Annotated in this window: 15 protein-coding genes; 8 read left to right on the forward strand and 7 right to left on the reverse strand. The window is 73.7% G+C overall.

All coding sequences use genetic code 11. The annotated features are described in order from the left end of the window. Positions 1 to 29: 29 nt before the first annotated feature. On the forward strand, positions 30 to 800 hold the full coding sequence (locus ACFY1P_RS18670) for a pyrimidine reductase family protein (RefSeq protein ID WP_390751157.1): 771 nt from the start codon (positions 30 to 32) through the stop codon (positions 798 to 800). A gap of 158 nt (positions 801 to 958) precedes the next feature. Next, the gene (locus tag ACFY1P_RS18675; protein WP_361531558.1) at positions 959 to 1,501 is read left to right on the forward strand and encodes an indole-3-glycerol phosphate synthase; all 543 of its coding nucleotides are present in this window, start codon (positions 959 to 961) and stop codon (positions 1,499 to 1,501) included. 15 nt (positions 1,502 to 1,516) lie between these two features. Here ACFY1P_RS18675 and ACFY1P_RS18680 read toward each other — a convergent pair whose 3' ends face one another. Then, on the reverse strand, positions 1,517 to 2,227 hold the full coding sequence (locus tag ACFY1P_RS18680; RefSeq protein WP_390751174.1) for an ABC transporter ATP-binding protein: 711 nt from the start codon (positions 2,225 to 2,227) through the stop codon (positions 1,517 to 1,519). A 32-nt stretch (positions 2,228 to 2,259) separates the two neighbouring features. Further along, on the reverse strand, positions 2,260 to 3,324 hold the full coding sequence (locus ACFY1P_RS18685; RefSeq protein ID WP_390751158.1) for an ABC transporter permease: 1,065 nt from the start codon (positions 3,322 to 3,324) through the stop codon (positions 2,260 to 2,262). Positions 3,325 to 3,497: 173 nt separating this feature from the next. Between ACFY1P_RS18685 and ACFY1P_RS18690 the strand changes: the two genes are divergently transcribed. The 4 genes from ACFY1P_RS18690 (at position 3,498) to msrB (ending at position 7,351) form a co-directional block, all read left to right on the forward strand. Then, positions 3,498 to 4,808, forward strand: coding sequence for a sensor histidine kinase (locus ACFY1P_RS18690; protein ID WP_390751159.1), 1,311 nt, complete (start codon positions 3,498 to 3,500; stop codon positions 4,806 to 4,808). Beyond that, entirely contained in the window at positions 4,805 to 5,434 is a 630-nt protein-coding gene (locus ACFY1P_RS18695) for a response regulator transcription factor (RefSeq protein ID WP_361530150.1), read from the forward strand. The genes ACFY1P_RS18690 and ACFY1P_RS18695 overlap by 4 nt, the downstream gene beginning before the upstream one ends. Positions 5,435 to 5,522: 88 nt before the next feature. Then, positions 5,523 to 6,917, forward strand: coding sequence for a UDP-N-acetylmuramate--L-alanine ligase (murC, locus tag ACFY1P_RS18700; protein ID WP_390751160.1), 1,395 nt, complete (start codon positions 5,523 to 5,525; stop codon positions 6,915 to 6,917). A gap of 23 nt (positions 6,918 to 6,940) precedes the next feature. Next, entirely contained in the window at positions 6,941 to 7,351 is a 411-nt protein-coding gene (gene msrB / locus ACFY1P_RS18705; protein ID WP_361530144.1) for a peptide-methionine (R)-S-oxide reductase MsrB, read from the forward strand. Between the two features lie 58 nt (positions 7,352 to 7,409). Here the strand turns inward: msrB and ACFY1P_RS18710 are convergent, their stop codons facing one another. The 5 genes from ACFY1P_RS18710 to glgX form a co-directional block, all read right to left on the reverse strand. After that, positions 7,410 to 7,706, reverse strand: a complete 297-nt coding sequence (locus ACFY1P_RS18710; protein WP_361530141.1) for a DUF3303 family protein — start codon at positions 7,704 to 7,706, stop codon at positions 7,410 to 7,412. Between the two features lie 122 nt (positions 7,707 to 7,828). Beyond that, the gene (gene treZ, locus ACFY1P_RS18715) at positions 7,829 to 9,580 is read right to left on the reverse strand and encodes a malto-oligosyltrehalose trehalohydrolase (RefSeq protein WP_390751161.1); all 1,752 of its coding nucleotides are present in this window, start codon (positions 9,578 to 9,580) and stop codon (positions 7,829 to 7,831) included. 100 nt (positions 9,581 to 9,680) lie between these two features. Further along, positions 9,681 to 10,592, reverse strand: a complete 912-nt coding sequence (locus ACFY1P_RS18720; protein ID WP_390751162.1) for a GNAT family N-acetyltransferase — start codon at positions 10,590 to 10,592, stop codon at positions 9,681 to 9,683. 158 nt (positions 10,593 to 10,750) lie between these two features. Next, complete coding sequence (gene treY, locus ACFY1P_RS18725; protein ID WP_390751163.1) at positions 10,751 to 13,120, reverse strand: malto-oligosyltrehalose synthase; 2,370 nt, start codon at positions 13,118 to 13,120, stop codon at positions 10,751 to 10,753. A 77-nt stretch (positions 13,121 to 13,197) separates the two neighbouring features. Next, on the reverse strand, positions 13,198 to 15,324 hold the full coding sequence (gene glgX, locus ACFY1P_RS18730; protein WP_390751164.1) for a glycogen debranching protein GlgX: 2,127 nt from the start codon (positions 15,322 to 15,324) through the stop codon (positions 13,198 to 13,200). 469 nt (positions 15,325 to 15,793) lie between these two features. On the opposite strand from glgX, the gene ACFY1P_RS18735 reads away from it, so the two are divergent. Both ACFY1P_RS18735 and ACFY1P_RS18740 read left to right on the forward strand, forming a co-directional pair. Further along, a complete protein-coding gene (locus tag ACFY1P_RS18735) occupies positions 15,794 to 17,032 on the forward strand; it encodes an SAV2148 family HEPN domain-containing protein (RefSeq protein WP_361530126.1) in 1,239 nt (412 codons plus the stop codon). A 127-nt stretch (positions 17,033 to 17,159) separates the two neighbouring features. Next, positions 17,160 to 17,870 carry a 3'-5' exonuclease gene (locus tag ACFY1P_RS18740; protein ID WP_361530123.1) on the forward strand — a complete coding sequence of 237 codons (711 nt, stop codon included), beginning with the start codon at positions 17,160 to 17,162 and terminating at the stop codon, positions 17,868 to 17,870. Positions 17,871 to 18,119: the final 249 nt, after the last annotated feature.

Genomic DNA, 18,119 nt, shown 5'->3' on the forward strand with positions numbered 1-18,119 from the left:
GAGAGGCGAGGCATGTCACACTGCGGCCTATGCGACGCCTGTTCCCCTCCCCGCTTCACCCGTCCGGAACCGAGGAACGCACCTGGGACCTGGACGAACTCGCCGAGGCCTACGCCTACCCCGACGCCCCCGGCGGCGGCGCCTGGCTGCGGGCCAACATGGTCTCGTCCCTCGACGGCGCGGCCCATCACGAGGGGCGCTCGCAGCCGCTGTCCTCGGACGCCGACATGCGGATCTTCGGCACGCTGCGCGGGCTCGCGGACGCCGTGGTGGTGGGCGCGGAGACCGTACGGCAGGAGGGCTACCGGCCCGCGCGGGCCCGGGAGGCTTTCGCGGCGCGGCGCGCGGCGCTCGGGCAGGGGCCCGCGCCGGTGATCGCGATCGTGAGCGCCGGGCTCGACCTGGACTTCTCGCTTCCGTTGTTCACCGAGCCGCTGGTGCCCACCGTCGTGCTGACCGGCGAGGAGGCGCCCGCGGACCGGGTGGCGGCGGCGCGGGCGGCCGGCGCCGAGGTGATCGTGGCCGGTGAGGGGCGCCGGGTGGACCCGGCCCGGGTGCCGGAGGTGCTGGCCGGGCGGGGGCTGACGCGGCTGCTGACGGAGGGCGGCCCGCTGCTGCTGGGTCAGTTCGCGTCCGCCGGGGTACTGGACGAACTGTGTCTCTCACTGGCACCGCTGGTCGCTTCCGGCACCTCGCCGCGCATTGTGAACGGTCCACCGATGGCGGTGCCGGAACGATTCGTCCTGGCTTCGGTCCTGGAGGAGGCGGGTTTTCTCTTCACGAGGTACCGAAGGGTCTGACAATCGGCGGAATTTTCCACTCCGGTTACCTCTCGGTGGGCAGTATTGAGTCAGACGCACCCGCAAGGGAACGTGATCAGAACAGGCGGGCCCAGGGGGGCACGCGCAGGATGGTTTCTGTTGGGCCCGGTGGCCCACGAAGGAGAAGGGCTCCCACCGTGTTCACGAGCGTATTGATGATCGAGCAGCCGCTGTCCGCCGCGGACGTCGACTTCGTCACGACCCTTCACGACGACCAGATGTCCTTCGTCGTCCTGATGCAGCCCAGAGGCGCCGAGGACCGGCTGCTGCGCGCCATCGACGACGTCGCCCTCGGCGAGCTGGAGCAGGCGGTCCACGAGGCCGACGAGCCCGAGGGGGAGGAGGCCCGGCGGCCCGCCGCACTCGCTCTCGAACACTCGCTCCATCTGCTGCGCGGTGCCGGGTGCGAGGCCGTCGGTCAGCTCGTCGACGGGCACCCGCTCGACCTGCTGCGGTCCGTCGTCGACCAGACGCACGCCGACGAGGTGATCGTGCTGACGGCCCCGCACCTGGTCGAGGAGTTCTTCCACCGGGACTGGGCCTCCCGTGCCCGCCACAAGGTCGGCGTGCCCGTGCTCAAGCTCTACGCCCACAACGACGAGGACGTCGCCTCGGCCGCCGAGTCCACCGAGGCCCCCGGGGCCGCCGGGGCCGCCGGGGCCGCCGAGGACAAGGACTGACGGCCCCGGGCCCGCTCACCCCTCGCGCAGCCGCCCGTCGGCCATCGACAGCACCCGGTCCGCGCGGCCGAGCAGCGCCCGGTCGTGGGTGACCAGGACCGTCGCCGTGCGATGCCGGCGGGTCACCTCGCCCAGCAGCTCCACGACCCGCTCGCCCCGCTCGTGATCCAGCGCCGATGTCGGCTCGTCCACCAGCAGGACCGACGGGCCGCCGGAGAGCGCGCGGGCGATGTTCACGCGCTGCCGCTCGCCCCCGGACAGCTGGTGCGGGCGGCGGCGCCGCTTCGCCGCGTCGAGCCCGACGGACTCCAGCAGCTCCGCGACGCGCGGCCGGGCCGCGCGTACGCTCCCGCCCCTCAGGTGCGCGACTGCCAGCAACTGCTCCTCGGCCGTGAGGGACGGCAGCAGGTTCGCCTGCTGGAAGACGATGCCGATCCGCTCGCGCCGCAGCGCCGTACGCTCCTTCGCGCTCATCGCGGCCGTGTCCCGCCCGGCCACGACCACCCGGCCCGCGTCGGGGCGCAGCAGGGTCGCCGCCACGGCCAGCAGACTCGACTTCCCGGAGCCGGACGGCCCGGCGACGGCCACCAGCTCGCCGGGCGCCACGTCCAGGCAGACGTCGTCCAGGGCCGTCAGCCTGCGATCACCATCCGGATAGGTGAGTTTCACGGCTTCCATCGACAGAACGGCAGAAGGGTTCGTCGAGGCATCCGTCGGGACGTTCATCGAGACATTCATCGGGACGTTCATCGGGACGTTCATCGGGACGCTCCCAGCGCGGTCAGCGGGTCGACGGAGGTGATGCGGCGGATGGCGAGCGCGGAACCGGCCAGCCCCAGCAGGACCATCGCCCCCACCGGGACGGCCACGGTGGCGGCGCTCAGCTCGAACGGGACCGCCGCGGAGGCCAGCGCCCCGCCGCCCGCGCCCGCCGCGGCGCCCAGGGCCGCCCCGGCGAGCAGCACGGCGGCCGCCTGCCCGAGGGCGTCCCGCACCAGATAGCCGCTGCTGGCGCCCACCGCCTTGAGCACGGCCACATCGGGGCGCCGCTGCACCGTCCACACGGTGAAGAAGGCCCCCACCACCAGCGCGCTCACCACGAACAGGAAGCCCTGGAGCAGCTGGAGCGTGCCGTGCTCCGCCGCGTAGCCGTCGATCCCCTCCAGCGCCGCGTCCCTCCCCACGGCCTCGGTGGTGCGGGCGGCGGGACCGTCCGGTGTGCCGGACCCCCGCACGGCCAGCGCGGTCGGCTGCTGCTGGTGGCCCGCTCGCCGCCAGTCCCCGAGCGTGGTCCACACGCTCGGGGCGTGCCCGTGGCTGCGGTCGGCGGTGATGCCCGAGACGGTCAGCTCCTCGGCACCGAGGGTGACGCGGTCGCCCACCCGGACCCCGCTCTCGCGCGCCAGCCGCTCGCCGACGGCCACCGCGCCGTCCCCGGGGGCGGCGCCGGAGAGCAGCGGCGGCAGCAGCCGCCCGGACGCGCCGAACGCGCTCACCGAGGTCGCCTTCCCGGCCGTGGTCAGCCGGGTCATCGCGACGCCGAACGGCTCGGCGGACGCCACCCCCGGCGCGGCGCGCCACGCGGCGAGCTGCCCGTCGTCGACGGTGCTGCCGGAGAACGACACCTCCGGCTCGGCGCCCTTCGGCGCGCCGAAGACGATCCGGTCGGCGGGCAGGCCCGCGACGGCCGAGGTGGCCTCGCGGGCCAGCCCGTCGGTCAGACCGTAGAGAAAGACCACCAGCGTGGTGATGAGCATGACGACCGAGCCCATGAGGGCGAACCGCCCTCGGGCGAAACGGATGTCACGGAGCGCGACGAACAACGAAAACCCTCCCGAGGCCTGATCAGGACCCCACCACGCTCCCGCACCGGGCGCCCGCCGCCATCAGGGCAAGGACCGGTCCGCGCACCGTCCGTCCGGAGCACCCGGAAATCAATCGAACGGTTGACGGCCCGCGACCGGAGGCCCGTCGGGGGAGCCGTACGCTCGATGGGGTGACACCGAACAGCCGCTCCGACGCCGCCGCGCCCCCGCCCGGAGCCTCCGCGGAGGGCGACGGACGCCCCCACCCCGCCTCGGAGACCCCCTCGCTGCGGCTCGTGCGGCTCGCGCTGCACGGGTCGTTCTACGCGCTGCTCGGCGTTGCCCTCGGACCGGTCGCCGTCGGGGCGAAACCCTTGGCACTCCTCGCGCCCGGCCTCGCCCTGGCCGCCGTCTACGGCCTCGCCGTCGTCCGCCGGCCCGGGCGCACGGCAGGCGCCGTCGACAGGGGCGCACCGGCCGGCATGGCGGGGTTCTCCGCCCGCGCCGGGCGGCTGTGGCTCACCGCCGTCACCGCGCTGTGGCTCGTGCTGCTGTGCATGGACCACACCTTCAGCTACGTCGCCTTCCCGCTCTTCTTCCTCCTCCTGCACGCCCTGCCCGCGCGCTGGTCCCTGCCCGCCGTCGCCGCCGCCACCGGCGCGGTCGTGGCGGCCCAGGCGGCGGCGCCCGGCGGCCTCACCGCCGCCAAGGTGATCGGCCCCGTCGCCGGTGCCGCCGTCGCCGTCCTGACCGCCTACGGCTACGCCGCCCTCTACCGCGAGAGCCGCCGCCGGCAGAGCCTGATCGACGACCTCGTACGCACCAGGGACGAACTGGCCGCCGCCCAGCGGGAGGCCGGGCGGCTCGCCGAACGGCAGCGGCTCGCCCGCGAGATCCACGACACCCTCGCGCAGGGCCTGTCCAGCATCGTCCTGCTCGCCCGCGCGGCCGAGACCGCCGCTCCCGACGCGGCGCGCGCCCGGATGCGCGAGGTCGGCCGCACGGCGTCCGACAATCTCGCCGAGGCCCGGCGCTTCGTCCAGGCCCTCACCCCGCCCGCCCTGGAGGACGCGCCGCTGCCCGAGGCCCTGCGCCGCGTCACCGCGCGCTCCCTCCCCACCGCCGCCTTCCACCTCGACGGCGAGCCCTGCGCGCTGCCCGTCGAGAGCGAGGTGGCCCTGCTGCGCCTCACCCAGGAGGCGCTCGCCAACGTGGTCCGCCACGCGCGGGCCGGGCGCGCCGCCGTGACCCTCGCCTATCTCGACGGCCAGGTCACCCTCGACGTCTACGACGACGGCGTCGGCTTCACCCCGGGCGACGGCCCCGCCGACGGGCGCAGGACGTTCGGCCTGCACGGCATGCGCGAACGCATCGCCGAGCTCGGCGGCACCCTCACGGTGGAGTCCGCGCCGGGCGAGGGCACCGCCGTCGCCGTGACGCTGCCCGCGCCCACGCCCGTACCGGCTCCCGCTCCGGACCCGGCAAAGGCGGGTGCCCGGTGATCCGCGTACTCCTGGTCGACGACCACCCCGTCGTCCGGCGCGGGCTGCGCGCCATGGTCGACGAGCTGCCCGAGGTGACCGCCGTCGGCGAGGCGGCCGACGGCGCCGAGGCACTGGGCCTCCTCGACGGCGGCATCCGGCCCGACGTGGTGCTCATGGATCTCCAGATGGGCGCCGGGATGCACGGCGTCGAGGCCACCCGCCGCATCACCGCCCTGCCCGACCCGCCCGCCGTGCTGATCCTGACCACCTACAGCACCGACGCCGACATCCTCGCCGCCGTCGAGGCCGGGGCCACCGGCTATCTCCTGAAGGACGCGCCGCCCGAGGACGTGGCGGCCGCCGTCCACGCCGCCGCCCGCGGAGAGACGGTGCTGGCCCCGCCCGTCGCCGCGCGCCTGCTCGGCCGAGTCCGGGCGGGACGGCCCGCACTCTCGCCGCGGGAGGCCGAGATCCTAGGGCTCCTGGCCGAGGGCCTGGCCAACAAGCAGATCTCCCGGCGGCTGTTCATCAGCGAGGCCACGGTCAAGACCCACCTCGTGCACATCTACGGCAAGCTCGGCGTCGACAGCCGCACCGCGGCCATCGCGGCGGGCCTGGCCCAGGGCCTGATCCGCCCGGTATGACGGATATCGGGCGGCCGTGGGACGAGCTGTCGGCGGCGGGTGCGACAATCGGGCCTGTAGCTACACCGACCTCCAGGGAGCACCGCACATGGCACCGGCCGTCCCCACGACGATGGACCGACCGCACTTCATCGGCATCGGCGGCGCCGGAATGTCGGGCATCGCGAAGATCCTCGCGCAGCGCGGCGCGCGCGTCGCGGGCAGCGACGCCAAGGAGTCCGCGACCGCCGAGGCCCTGCGCGCCCTCGGTGCCACCGTGCACATCGGGCACGCCGCGGACCACCTCGCGCCGGACGCCACCTGTGTCGTCGTCTCCAGTGCCATCCGCGCCGACAACCCCGAGCTGGCGGCCGCCGCCGAGCGCGGCATCCCCGTCGTGCACCGCTCCGACGCGCTCGCCGGCCTGATGGACGGGCTGCGCCCGATCGCCGTCGCCGGCACGCACGGCAAGACGACCACCACCTCGATGCTCGCGGTCTCCCTCGACGCCCTCGGCCTCGACCCGTCGTACGCCATCGGCGGCGACCTCGACGCCCCGGGCTCCAACGCCCGGCACGGCGCCGGCGAGATCTTCGTGGCGGAGGCGGACGAGAGCGACCGCAGCTTCCACAAGTACGCGCCCGAGGTCGCGATCATCCTCAACGTGGAGCTGGACCACCACGCGAACTACGCGTCGATGGACGAGATCTACGAGTCCTTCGACACCTTCGTCGGCCGGATCCGCCCCGGCGGCACGCTCGTCGTCGCCGCCGACCAGGCGGGCGCGCGCGAGCTGACCGAGCGCGTCTCCGGCCGCTACGACATCGAGGTCGTCACCTACGGCGAGGCCGAGGAAGCCGACGTCCGCGTGCTCAAGGTCAACCCCCGCGGCCTGACCAGCGAGGTCACCGTCCTCATCGACGGCAAGATGCTCACCTTCACGGTCTCCGTCCCCGGCCGGCACTACGCGCACAACGCAGTCGCCGCCCTCGCCGCGGGCGTGGCCCTCGGCCTGCCGCTGCACAACCTCGCCTCCGCGCTCGGGAAGTACACCGGCGTCAAGCGCCGCCTCCAGCTCAAGGGCGAGGCCAACGGCGTCCAGGTCATCGACTCCTACGCCCACCACCCGACCGAGATGGCCGCCGACCTGGAGGCCATCCGGGGCGCCGCCGAGGGCTCCCGCCTCCTGGTCGTCTTCCAGCCGCACCTCTTCAGCCGCACCCAGGAGCTGGGCACCGAGATGGGCGAGGCGCTGGCCCTGGCCGACTCCTCCGTCGTGCTCGACATCTACCCCGCCCGCGAGGACCCGATCCCCGGCATCACCAGCACCCTGATCATCGACGCCGCCCTCGCCAAGGGCGCCGACGTCCGCCCCGAGCACGACATGGCCGCCGTGCCCGAGGTGATCGCGGGAATGGCCCGCCCCGGTGATCTCGTTCTCACGATGGGCGCCGGCGATGTGACCGACCTCGGTCCGCGCATCCTGGCCCGCCTGGAGAGCTGACCGAACTGCCCGGAAGGGGCGAGATGTCGTACGAGGTCGAGAAGCCGGACGAGCAGTGGCGCGCGGAGCTGACCCCGGCGGAGTACCAGGTGCTCCGCCAGGCCGGCACAGAGCCCGCCTTCCGCGGTGAATACACCGACACCACGACGGCCGGCGTCTACTCCTGCCGGGCCTGCGGGGCGGAGCTCTTCCGCTCCACGGAGAAGTTCGCGAGCCACTGCGGATGGCCGAGCTTCTACGACCCGAAGGACTCCACCGCGGTCGAACTGATCGAGGACCGTTCCCACGGCATGCTCCGCACCGAGGTCCGCTGCGCACGCTGCGGCTCCCACCTGGGCCACGTCTTCGAGGGTGAGGGCTATCCCACGCCCACGGACCAGCGCTACTGCATCAACTCGATCTCGCTGCGCCTGGATCCGGCGCCGGAGGGCTGAGCCCTCCGGCCTCATGGCATGGCTCGCTCCGGCCTCCTGGGGAGGGTGGAGCGAGCTGTCAGCTCTTCCGGAGGGCCGCGAGGCCCTTCTTCAGGTCGTCGTAGTTCATCACCGGGTACACCTCGACGTCGGCCTCCATGTCCACGAAGAGCGACTCCACGCTGGCGGGCAGCTGCGACGGGTCCTCCAGGTCGAAGACGAGCACGCAGGTGCGGCCTCCGTCCATGGCGCCGAAGTAGGCGGCCTCCGGCTTGAGCAGATCCATCAGGTTCTGCATGGACTCGCCCATGGTGCCGTTTCTGATGGCCTCGTTGGAGGTGTGGGTGTCCATCCGGGCCCTGAGCATCGTGCGCATGGCTCATCGTCCCCTCGGCGCGACGCACCGTACCCGGCGCTCCGGCTCCGCGCTCACTGAGGCACGGATACGCCCGCTCCCAGCGTCTCTCCGGCCCCGCACCGCCGCAACGGCGTGCGCCCTCAGCCGCCGCACCGCAGCATGGCCGCCGATTCCGGTGGCAGGCGCAGCACCCCGTCCGCGCCCGGCGGTTCCACCGGCCGCCACGCCGCCAGGATCTCGGCCGTCGCCCCGTCCGCGCCGAGGGGGATCGCGGCCGGGGCGCCCGTCGGGTTGACGACGACGCGCAAAGGGCCCCGGCGCAGCACTGTCGTGAGGTCACCGGCGACGGTGACGTCCGTCGCGGCGAGCGGGGCCCGCGCCAGGCCCGGCTCGGCGCGGCGCAGGGCGATCAGCCGCCGGTGCCAGGCGAGCAGCTCCTTGTGCGGGGCGCGGTCCGGTTCCGTCCAGTCCAGGCAGGAGCGTTCGCGGGTGGCCGGGTCCTGGGGGTCCGGGATGTCGGCCGCCGACCAGCCGTGCGCGGCGAACTCGCGCCGCCGCCCCGTGCGCACCGCCTCGGCCAGGTACGGATCCGTGTGGTCGGTGAAGAACTGCCACGGCGTACGCGCCCCCCACTCCTCGCCCATGAAGAGCATCGGGGTGAACGGCCCGCACAGCACGAGCGCGGCCGCACAGGCCAGCAGCCCGGGGGAGAGGCGGGCCGACAGCCGGTCGCCCAGCGCCCTGTTGCCGATCTGGTCGTGGTTCTGGGCGTAGCCGAGGAGGCGGTACGCGGGCACCGTCTCCCTCTCCAGCGGCCGGCCGTGAGGACGGCCGCGGAACGAGGAAAACGTGCCGTCGTGGAAGAACCCGCCGGTCAGCGTCTTGGCCAGGGCGTACGCCGGGTCGGCGGCGAAGTCCCCGTAATACCCCTGGGACTCACCGGTCAGCGCGGTGTGCAGCGCGTGGTGGAAGTCGTCGTTCCACTGCGCGTGCGTCCCGTGCCCGCCCGCCTCGCGCGGCGCGGTGGTGACCGGGTCGTTCAGATCCGACTCGGCGATCAGGAAGAGCGGCCGGCCCAGGCGCGCGCCCAGCCCGTCCACCGCGGCGGACAGCTCGGCGAGGAAGTGCGGGGTCCGGGTGTCGGCCAGCGCGTGCACCGCGTCGAGCCGCAGCCCGTCGAGCCGGTGGTCCCGCAGCCAGGCCAGCGCACTGCCCGTCAGATACGCGCGGACCTCGTCGGAGCCGGGCGCGTCGAGGTTGACGGCCGCGCCCCACGGCGTGTGGTGGGTGTCGGTGAAGTACGGCCCGAACGCGGGCAGATGGTTGCCGGACGGCCCGAGGTGGTTGTGCACCACGTCGAGGATCACCCCGAGCCCCAGCCGGTGCGCCGCGTCCACGAAGCGCCGCAGACCCGCCGGGCCGCCGTACGGCTCGTGCACCGCCCACAGCGACACCCCCTCGTACCCCCAGCCGTGCGTGCCCGGGAAGGGGCAGACGGGCATCAGCTCCACGTGCGTGACGCCCAGCTCCACCAGATGTGGCAGCCGCTCGGCGGCAGCGTCGAAGGTGCCCTCCCGGGTGAACGTGCCGATGTGCAGCTCGTAGAGGACCGCCTCGGGCAGGGGCACGCCCGGCCACCCCTCCGGATCGGGCAGGCCGGCGAGGTCGACGACGGCACTGAGCCCGTCGGGTCCGTCCGGCTGCCGCCGCGAACGCGGGTCGGGCAGCACCGGCCCGCCGTCCAGGGCGAAGCCGTAACGCGTCCCCTCGGCGGCCGGAGCCTCGCACCGCCACCAGCCGGCGCGGCCGGGATCGCGCTCCATCGCATGCCCGCGCCCGTCCGCGCACAGCACGACCTGCCCGGCCTCCGGCGCCCACACCTCGAACAGCACTGACGGCTCCCCTCGACGGCGGTGCTGCCCATGGTGCCGTCAGACGGCGGCCGAACGGTACCGGTGCGGGCCGTGTGTCCTGCCGGACGGCCGGGACCGGCTACGGCACGAGGTCGATCTGCTCCTGCGCGACCGGATAGCCCGCCTTCGCGAACTGGGCCGCCATCGGGAAGTTGCCCTGGTCGGTCGCGCCGACGATCCGGGTCGCGCCCTCGGCCACCAGGTCGTGGGTGCACTCGGCCAGCAGGTCGTACGCGTAACCGTGACCGCGCTGCTCCGGCACGACGCCGATGTAGCCCACGCACGGGCCGGAGGGGTTGTGCGCGGGGATCTGGATGCCCACCACATCGCCGCCCGGGGTGAAGGCGAGCTTCCACCACGCGCGGGGCGAGGGCAGCCAGTTCAGGAAGCCCAGCAGGTCCTCGACGGCGGCCTGCGGACCGGACTCCTCGAGGATCTTGCGGTCGTGCGCGTCGAGCGTGTCCTCCATGACGCCGAGCAGCACGCCCCGTACGACGTCGTCGTCCGGCTCCGGCCGGAACTCCAGCCGCCCGGGGCGCTCCGGCAGTCCGCACTCGCTCGTCCACATATAGCGGAAGCGCTCGACCAGCGGCCGCATGCCCGCGGCCCGGGCCGCCGCGACGCGGGCCTCGGCGGCGGCCCGTATCTCCGGCCGCTCGCGCCAGCCGGGCGGCACCATCAGGCCGTACTCCGCCCGCAACGGGGCCCTGCGCAGCAGCTCGGCGCCCGCCTCCGCCTCGCCCTCGGCGAAGTCGAACCAGTCGAGGTGCATGGGCACCTCGTCGGCGGCCGCGCCCCACCAGGCGGCACGCGCCACGACCTCGCCGTCGCGCAGGGCGACCCAGGTCCACTCCGGGCGGTAGTCACCGCCCTCGTGGACGGGCACATAGGCGTGGCCGAAGGCGGCGCGACCGACGAGGCCGGGGTCGTGCAGAGAGGTGAAGAGAGAGGTCTCGTGCTCGGCGAGCGCGCGGACGACCAGCTCGGTCATATATGCCCTTTCGACGGACGGCTCCCGCAAGGTAGTTGGGTGATCATCACCGGGTCCAGCGCTTTTCCGCCACGGCACTCACCGCCTCACCGGGATCGCCGCGGCCTTCGTCGACCTCTGCCGTGAGCCGGCCTTCCCCGAAGCCTGATCCGCCTCCCTCAAGACCGCACCAGCAGCGCCACCGGCCAGTCGGCCAGCAGGTCCGCCACGGGGACCCGGCCCTCGTGCAGCCGGTCCGTCAGGAGGTCGCGCCATGGGGTGGGGCCCGGGAGTTCCAGGGCCGTGTCCCGCCAGCCGCCTGCCGTGGTCAGCCTGGTGGGGAGGCGGGTGACGGCGGTGATCGACTCGCCGGAGCGGACGAAGGCCGTGCAGTGGGCGGCGGCCTCGCCGAGGGCGGGCAGGGGGGTGTAGGTCGCCGCGGCGCCGAACCAGTGGGGGTGCTCGCGGCGCAGCCGCAGGGCCGTGCGTGTCAGGTGGAGCTTCTCGGCCGACAGGCCGGCCGGCTCCTCGGCCGGGAAGGACGGCGGGCGGCGGTTGTCCGGGTCGACCAGCGCGGTGTACGTCCGCTCGGTGCCCATGTAGAGATCCGGCACGCCCGGCATCGTCAGGTGCAGCAGGGCCGCGCCGAGCGTGTTGGCCCGCACGGACGCTCCGGTGGCCTCCTCCAGCGGGGCGAGAGCGGTGTGCGGGGCGCCGCCGGGTCCGGCCGTGACGAAGGCGCGTACGGCCTCCTCGTACGCGGCGTCCGGCTCGGTCCACGTCGTGCGCAGCGCGGCCTCCCGGACGCTCTTGAGTACCGCGGTGACGAGCCGGCCGGCGTCGGGCACGCCCAGGCCGAAGGCGCTCTGCCAGGCCACCCAGGCCACATGCGGGTCGGGTGGCGGGGCGGCGGACGGCTCGGCTGCCAGCCGGGCCATCAGATCGGCCCACAGGCGCGGGCGTTCGCTCAGCGCGGCGATCCGGGCGCGCGCGTCGGCGCTGCGTTTGGTGTCGTGGGTGGACAGGACGGTGCCGGTCGTGGGCCAGTCGCGCTGGAGCCGGGCGCAGTAGGCGTGGAAGTCCGCGGGGGCGACCGCCGGCCGGTCGGGTGTGCCGCCGACCTCCGTGGCCGACAGCAGCGGCGCGTGGCGGTAGAAGGCGGTGTCCTCCACGGACTTGGCCCGCAGGGCGGAGGCCGTCTGCGCGAACCGGGCGCAGAAGTCCCGCTGGTCCGGCCCGTCCCCGAGGCGGCCGAGCGCCGCGTCCCGCACGACCTCGACCACCTCGGCCTCCTCGGGCAGGGCGAAGGCCGTACGCGCCCCCTGGGCGGCCTCGTCGAGCAGCACCACGTCGACGGGTGCGGCGGGGCCGCCGGGAAGGGCGTAGGGGCGGTAGACGGGCAGCCTGACGAGGATCTCGCGCAGGGCGGTGCGCAGCGCCCAGGGGGCGTGGTCGCGCAGCTGGTGCGCGCTCTCGCAGACGCGCACGGCGCCGCGCACCAGCCGCTCGACCTCCGCCGCGAGCTCGTGGGTGATCACGCGGTAGGCGGCGCGGCGCACGGTCGCCGGCCAGTCGCCGCCGCGGTCGGGCGGCAGAGCGGTGAACGCGCGGTAGAGCGCGCCGAGCTCCGCGGCCCCCTCGGGGTCGACGAAGAGGCCGTCGAGGTGGCGCAGGGCGTCGTAGCCGGTCGTCCCCGCCACGGGCCAGTCGGCGGGCAGCCGTTCGTCGCCGCTGAGGATCTTCTCGACCACCGTCCACCGGCCCCCCGTGGCCGTGGCGAGGCGGCGGAGATAGCCGGCCGGGTCCGCGAGGCCGTCGGGGTGGTCCACGCGCAGCCCGTCGATGACCCCGTCGCGCACCAGTTCCAGCACCTTGGCGTGGGTGGCGGCGAACACCTCCGGATCCTCCACCCGGACGGCGATCAGCTCGGAGACGGTGAAGAAGCGCCGGTAGTTCAGTTCGGTGCGGGCCAGCCGCCACCAGGCGGGCCGGTACCACTGCGCGTCCAGCAGCTCGGGCAGCGGCAGCCGCTCGGTGCCGGGCCGCAGCGGGAAGGCGTGGTCGCCGTAGCGCAGCACGCCGTCCGCCACCGTCAGCCGCTCCAGCTCCGCGCCGAGCCGCCCGGCCAGCACGGGCAGCAGCACCTTGCCTCCGTGCTCGGACCAGTCGATGTCGAACCAGCGCGCGTACGGGGAGGCGGGCCCGTCCCGCAGGACCTCCCACAGCGGGCCGTTGAGCCGGGCGGGCGTGGGCACCGCCATGTGGTTGGGGACGATGTCGAGGATCAGGCCGAGCCCGTGCGACCGGGCGGTGCGGGAGAGGGCGCGCAGCCCCTCCTCGCCGCCGAGCTCCGCCCGTACGGCCGAGTGGTCGACGACGTCGTAGCCGTGCCCGGAGCCGGGCACGGCCTCCAGCACCGGCGACAGATGCAGATGGGACACCCCGAGGCCGGCGAGGCGGGGCACCGCCCGCTCGGCGGCGGAGAAGGGGAAGTCCGGCTGGAGCTGGAGCCGGTAGGTGGCGGTCGGCGCTGAGCTCTCTCGCATCATGGGAACGTACGTACCCACAACGGCGGCTCATGCCGCAGGGACTACGCCAAGTCGCCGGGCGAAGGCCCCGCCCCCGGCTACGCGGGCCGTTGCAGCACGGCCAGGCTGCGGTCCGTCAGCGTCAGACTGTCCCCGGCGCGGATCTTCGGCCCGTCCGTGGCGACGCCCTCCGGCCGGGCCGTGTCGACCACGATCTGCCACTGTCGGCCGTGGTTGACCGGCACGACGAAATCCAGCGGCTCGTCATGGGCGTTGAACATCAGCAGGAACGAGTCGTCGGTGACCGGCTCGCCCCGGGGGCCGGGCTCGGAGATCGCGCTGCCGTTGAGGAAGACCGTCAGCGACTTCGCGTGGGAGGCGTGCCAGTCCTCGTCCCGCATCTCCTCACCCTCATGGGTGAACCACGCGATGTCGGAGAGCTCGTCGTGCGTGCCCTGCACCGGGCGGCCGTGGAAGAAGCGGCGGCGCCGGAAGACGGGGTGGTCGCGGCGGAGCCAGACCATGGCGCGGGTGAAGGCAAGCATCCGGCGCGCCCGCTCGCCGGCCTCGCCGGACGGCTCCGGCCAGCGCACCCAGGAGGTCTCGTTGTCCTGGCAGTAGGCGTTGTTGTTGCCGTGCTGGGTGCGCGCGAACTCGTCCCCGTGGCTGAGCATCGGCACCCCCTGGGAGACCAGGAGGGTGGCGATGAAGTTCCGCATCTGGCGCTCGCGCAGGGCGAGCACTCCGGGGTCGTCGGTGTCGCCCTCGGCCCCGCAGTTCCAGGAGCGGTTGTGGCTCTCGCCGTCCCGGTTCTGCTCGCCGTTGGCCTCGTTGTGCTTGTCGTTGTAGGCCACCAGGTCGTGCAGGGTGAAGCCGTCGTGACAGGTGACGAAGTTGATGGAGGCCAGCGGCCGCCTGCCGTCGCCCTGGTAGAGGTCGGACGAGCCGGTCAGCCGGGAGCCGAACTCGGCCAGGGTGGCGGGCTCGCCGCGCCACAGGTCCCGGGAGGTGTCCCGGAACTTCCCGTTCCATTCGGCCCACAGGGGAGGGAAGTTCCCCACCTGATAGCCGCCCTCCCCGACATCCCACGGCTCGGCGATCAGCTTCACCTGGCTGACGACCGGATCCTGCTGCACCAGGTCGAAGAACGACGACAGCCGGTCCACCTCGTGGAACTGCCGGGCCAGCGTCGCCGCCAGGTCGAAGCGGAATCCGTCCACCCGCATCTCGGTCACCCAGTAGCGCAGGCTGTCCATGATGAGCTGGAGCACGTGCGGGCTGCGCATCAGCAGGGAATTGCCGGTGCCGGTGGTGTCCATGTAGTAGCGCGGGTCGTCCGCCAGGCGGTAGTACGAGGCGTTGTCCAGCCCGCGGAAGGAGAGCGTGGGCCCCAGGTGGTTGCCCTCGGCCGTGTGGTTGTAGACCACGTCGAGGACGACCTCGATGCCCGCCTCGTGCAGCGCCCGCACCGCCGACTTGAACTCCAGGACCTGCTGCCCCCGGTCGCCCCAGGAGGCGTAGGCGTTGTGCGGGGCGAAGAAGCCGATGGTGTTGTAGCCCCAGTAGTTGGCCAGACCCGAGTCCGACAGCCGGTGGTCGTTCACGAACTGATGGACCGGCATCAGCTCGATGGCGGTCACCCCCAGCTCTGTCAGGTGCTCGATGACGGCCGGGTGCGCCAGCGCCGCGTAGGTCCCGCGGATCTCCTCCGGCAGCGCCGGGTGGCGCATCGTCAGACCCTTGACGTGCGCCTCGTAGATGACCGTCCGGTGGTAGTCGGTGCGCGGCGGCCGGTCGTCGCCCCAGTCGAAGTACGGATTGACCACGACCGACGTCATCATGTGCGGGGCGGAGTCCATGTCGTTGCGCTTCTCCGGCCGCCCGAAGGGATAGCCGTAGACCGCCTCGCCCCAGTCGACGGCGCCGCTCACCGCCCGCGCGTAGGGGTCGAGCAGCAGCTTGGCGGAGTTGCACCGCAGGCCGCGGCCCGGGTCGTAGGGCCCGTGCGCCCGGAAGCCGTACCGCTGGCCCGGCATGATGCCCGGCAGATAGGCGTGGCGCACGAAAGCGTCGCTCTCGCGCAGCTCCACCGCCGTCTCCGAACCGTCGTCGTGCAGCAGGCACAACTCGATCCGCTCTGCGGCCTCGGAGAAGACCGCGAAGTTGGTTCCGGCGCCGTCGTACGTGGCGCCGAGGGGGTACGCCTGTCCCGGCCAGACCTGCATGAGTCGACTCTTCCACTTTTCTGACGGTTCTTCGGGCTGCTCTTCGGGCTCCGCGCGGGCGGCACGAGCCTGCCATGGATCCGCCATGGGCTCCGGTGCGGAGCCGAACCGGCATCCTCGCCCAACCGTGGCCGTCGAGCCGCCCTTTCGCCAGATCTTCCCCAAAAGGAGCGCGACCACGGCTCTCTTCGGCTCGCCCAACCGGGTGACCGGCCGGTATCGGACCCGCAATGGCCGGTTCCGCCGCGCGGCCCGCCGACCGGGGGCATCCGGGACGTATCGGGACGCGTCGGGGCGAGGACGGGCCTCTGGCCGCTATGAAACGGCTCACTCCTGCCGCGCGGGCCGCTCGCAACGTCCATCCGGCGCGGGAGAGTTGGCCAAGGGTCAGTCGTGTCCGGGTGCAGCGCGTCCCGCCCGCGCAGTAGTCTGCCTTGATCGTTGGACGGGGGCGGAAGGCGGTGCACTGGTGAGCTCGGGCGGGCTGGAGCTGCCCCCTGGGGACGGCTGTCCCGGGGTTGACGGTTCGGCCGACACACCACCCGGCGCGGTGTCCTTGGCGCGTCCCGTGGAGATCGGGGCGGCCCTGGACTGGGACGCGGAGGCGTGGAGCGAGGTCCGCACCCGCGCCCGGCGGGCCGGCCGGGCGTACATCTGGCTGAACCTCGTGGAGCAGCGGCTGCGCGCCGTCGTCGCCGCCGTGCTGCGGCCCGTCTACGAGCCGGTGCACGGCGAGGACGAGTGGGTCGTCGCCGCGGCCGGACCGGCCGGGCAGGAGTGGGTCCAGCGGGCCGTGGCGGTCCGGGAGGTGAGCCGCCGCAAGGGCTATCTGCTGGACCCGGCCGACGACAACGTCCTGAGCTTCCTCACCCTCCCGCAGCTGCGGGAGCTGCTCGTCCAGCACTGGCCGTGCTTCGAGCCGTACCTCGACGACCGGCGCGAGCTCGAACTGGCGCTGGACGAGCTGGAGGTGACCCGCAACGTCGTCTCCCGCAACCGCGCGCTCTCCGAGGCGGTCCTCGCCCAGGCCGAGCGCGCCTCGGCCCGGCTGCTGAACATCCTCGGCGGCAACGGCGCCGGCAGCCCGTCGGCCGACCGGCTGCCCGTCGACGCCGTCGAGGACCTCGTGGGCGACCGCTACGCCGACGTGGTGGGCGTCCACCCCGACCGGGTGCGGCTCCAGCGCCAGCTGCCCGTGGAGGACCTCTTCGGCAGCGCCCGCCGCCTCGACGCGGTGGGCATAGGCCTGAACCTCCTCGTGCAGAACTACTCGGGGAGGCGACTGGTCCGGCTCGCGGAGGCGGGCTGCCGCGCCCGGCTGCTCTTCCTCAACCCCGCCAGCAGCGCCGTGCGCCGCCGGGAGCGGGAACTGGGCATCAAGAAGGGCGAGATGAGCCGGTCCGTCGAGATGAACATCATGCACATGCGCAGGGTCCGCGACCGGCTCCGGGACACCGCGGCCTTCGAGATCCGGGTCTTCGACGAGACCCCGCGCTTCACCGCCTACCTCGTCAACGGCGACGGCTCCGACGGGCTCGCCGTGGTCCAGTCCTACCTCCGCAAGGCGCGCGGCATGGAGGCGCCGGTGCTGGTGCTGCGCGGCGGCGGCAACGTGGTGCGCGAGGGGCGGGAACCCGAGCAGGGACTCTTCGAGACCTACCGCGAGGAATTCGACAGCATCTGGGTGGATTCGCGCCCTGTGTCCTGATTGTTAATAAAAGGCACGCCGTAAGGGATATGACGCCCCGTGGGGCCTACGGGCCCGGTGGGGCGTTGTCAGTGGTGCGTGCGACGCTGGGAACCAGTCGGGGGAAGCACCACGAAGGGGGACCGCGATGGGGTGGCACCAGGAGCTGCTGATCGGTTTCGACCTGGAGACCACGGGCACGGATCCGGCCGAGGCGAGGATCGTCACAGCGGCCGTCGTCGAGACCAAGGGCGGTGAGCCGATCGGCCGCCGGGAGTGGCTCGCCGATCCCGGCGTCCCCGTCCCGGCCGAGGCCGCGGCCGTGCACGGCATCACCACCGAGCGCGCGGCGCTGGGCAGGCCGGCGCGCGAGGTGGTCGAGGAGATAGCCGACACCCTCGCCACGCACTGGTCGGCCGGTGCCCCGGTCGTCGCCTACAACGCCTGCTTCGACCTCTCCCTGCTGGCCGCCGAGTTGCGGCGGTACGGGCTGCGCCCGCTCGGCGAGCGGCTGGGGGAGGAGGGCCGTGAGACCGGCCCGGTCGTCGACCCGTACACGATGGACCGCGCCGTCGACCGCTACCGCAAGGGCAAGCGCACCCTCGAAGCGGTCTGCGGGGAGTACGGCGTCGTGCTCGACGGCGCGCACGAGGCGGGCGCGGACGCGCTCGCGGCGGTGCGGGTGGCCTGCGCGGTCGCCGAGCGGTATCCGCACATAGCGGAGGCCTCGCCGTGGTCCCTCCACGCCGACCAGGTGCGCTGGTACGCGGAGTGGGCCACGGGCTACGAGAAGTGGCTCCGCCGCAAGGGCGACCCCGAGGCGGTCGTCGACCCGCGCTGGCCTTTGCGCCTGGGGTAGCGCCCCGGGCGGGCTGAAAGAATGTCGCAGCACTCACTCTCCGGCGGGAGGGGGTGGGGTCGGAGGGTGGGGTTCTGGAACGCGGTGCGTCTTGACGGCACCCAATACGCGGAAGGGTGCCCGCACCGCGTTCCAGGTTCCCAGCCCGGAGGCCCCCCCCCCGGCCCCCCCCCCCACCCCAGCCCGGCCGGCGCGTGGGGCCGCCCGCCGCCGGCGGCCACGGGCCCGCCCCCGGGAACGCCCCCGCAC

Origin of the sequence: Streptomyces sp. NPDC001407 (assembly GCF_042895325.1) — a bacterium.
Lineage (GTDB): Bacteria > Actinomycetota > Actinomycetes > Streptomycetales > Streptomycetaceae > Streptomyces.

What these genes read in the sequence shown, in the direction of transcription:
- ACFY1P_RS18670 (WP_390751157.1), top strand. Translation starts at nt 30, where the DNA reads ATGCGACGCCTGTTCCCCTCCCCGCTTCACCCGTCCGGAACCGAGGAA.
- ACFY1P_RS18680 (WP_390751174.1), bottom strand. Translation starts at nt 2,227, where the DNA reads ATGAACGTCCCGACGGATGCCTCGACGAACCCTTCTGCCGTTCTGTCG.
- murC (WP_390751160.1), top strand. Translation starts at nt 5,523, where the DNA reads ATGGCACCGGCCGTCCCCACGACGATGGACCGACCGCACTTCATCGGC.
- msrB (WP_361530144.1), top strand. Translation starts at nt 6,941, where the DNA reads ATGTCGTACGAGGTCGAGAAGCCGGACGAGCAGTGGCGCGCGGAGCTG.
- ACFY1P_RS18710 (WP_361530141.1), bottom strand. Translation starts at nt 7,706, where the DNA reads ATGCGCACGATGCTCAGGGCCCGGATGGACACCCACACCTCCAACGAG.
- ACFY1P_RS18720 (WP_390751162.1), bottom strand. Translation starts at nt 10,592, where the DNA reads ATGACCGAGCTGGTCGTCCGCGCGCTCGCCGAGCACGAGACCTCTCTC.
- treY (WP_390751163.1), bottom strand. Translation starts at nt 13,120, where the DNA reads ATGATGCGAGAGAGCTCAGCGCCGACCGCCACCTACCGGCTCCAGCTC.
- glgX (WP_390751164.1), bottom strand. Translation starts at nt 15,324, where the DNA reads ATGCAGGTCTGGCCGGGACAGGCGTACCCCCTCGGCGCCACGTACGAC.
- ACFY1P_RS18740 (WP_361530123.1), top strand. Translation starts at nt 17,160, where the DNA reads ATGGGGTGGCACCAGGAGCTGCTGATCGGTTTCGACCTGGAGACCACG.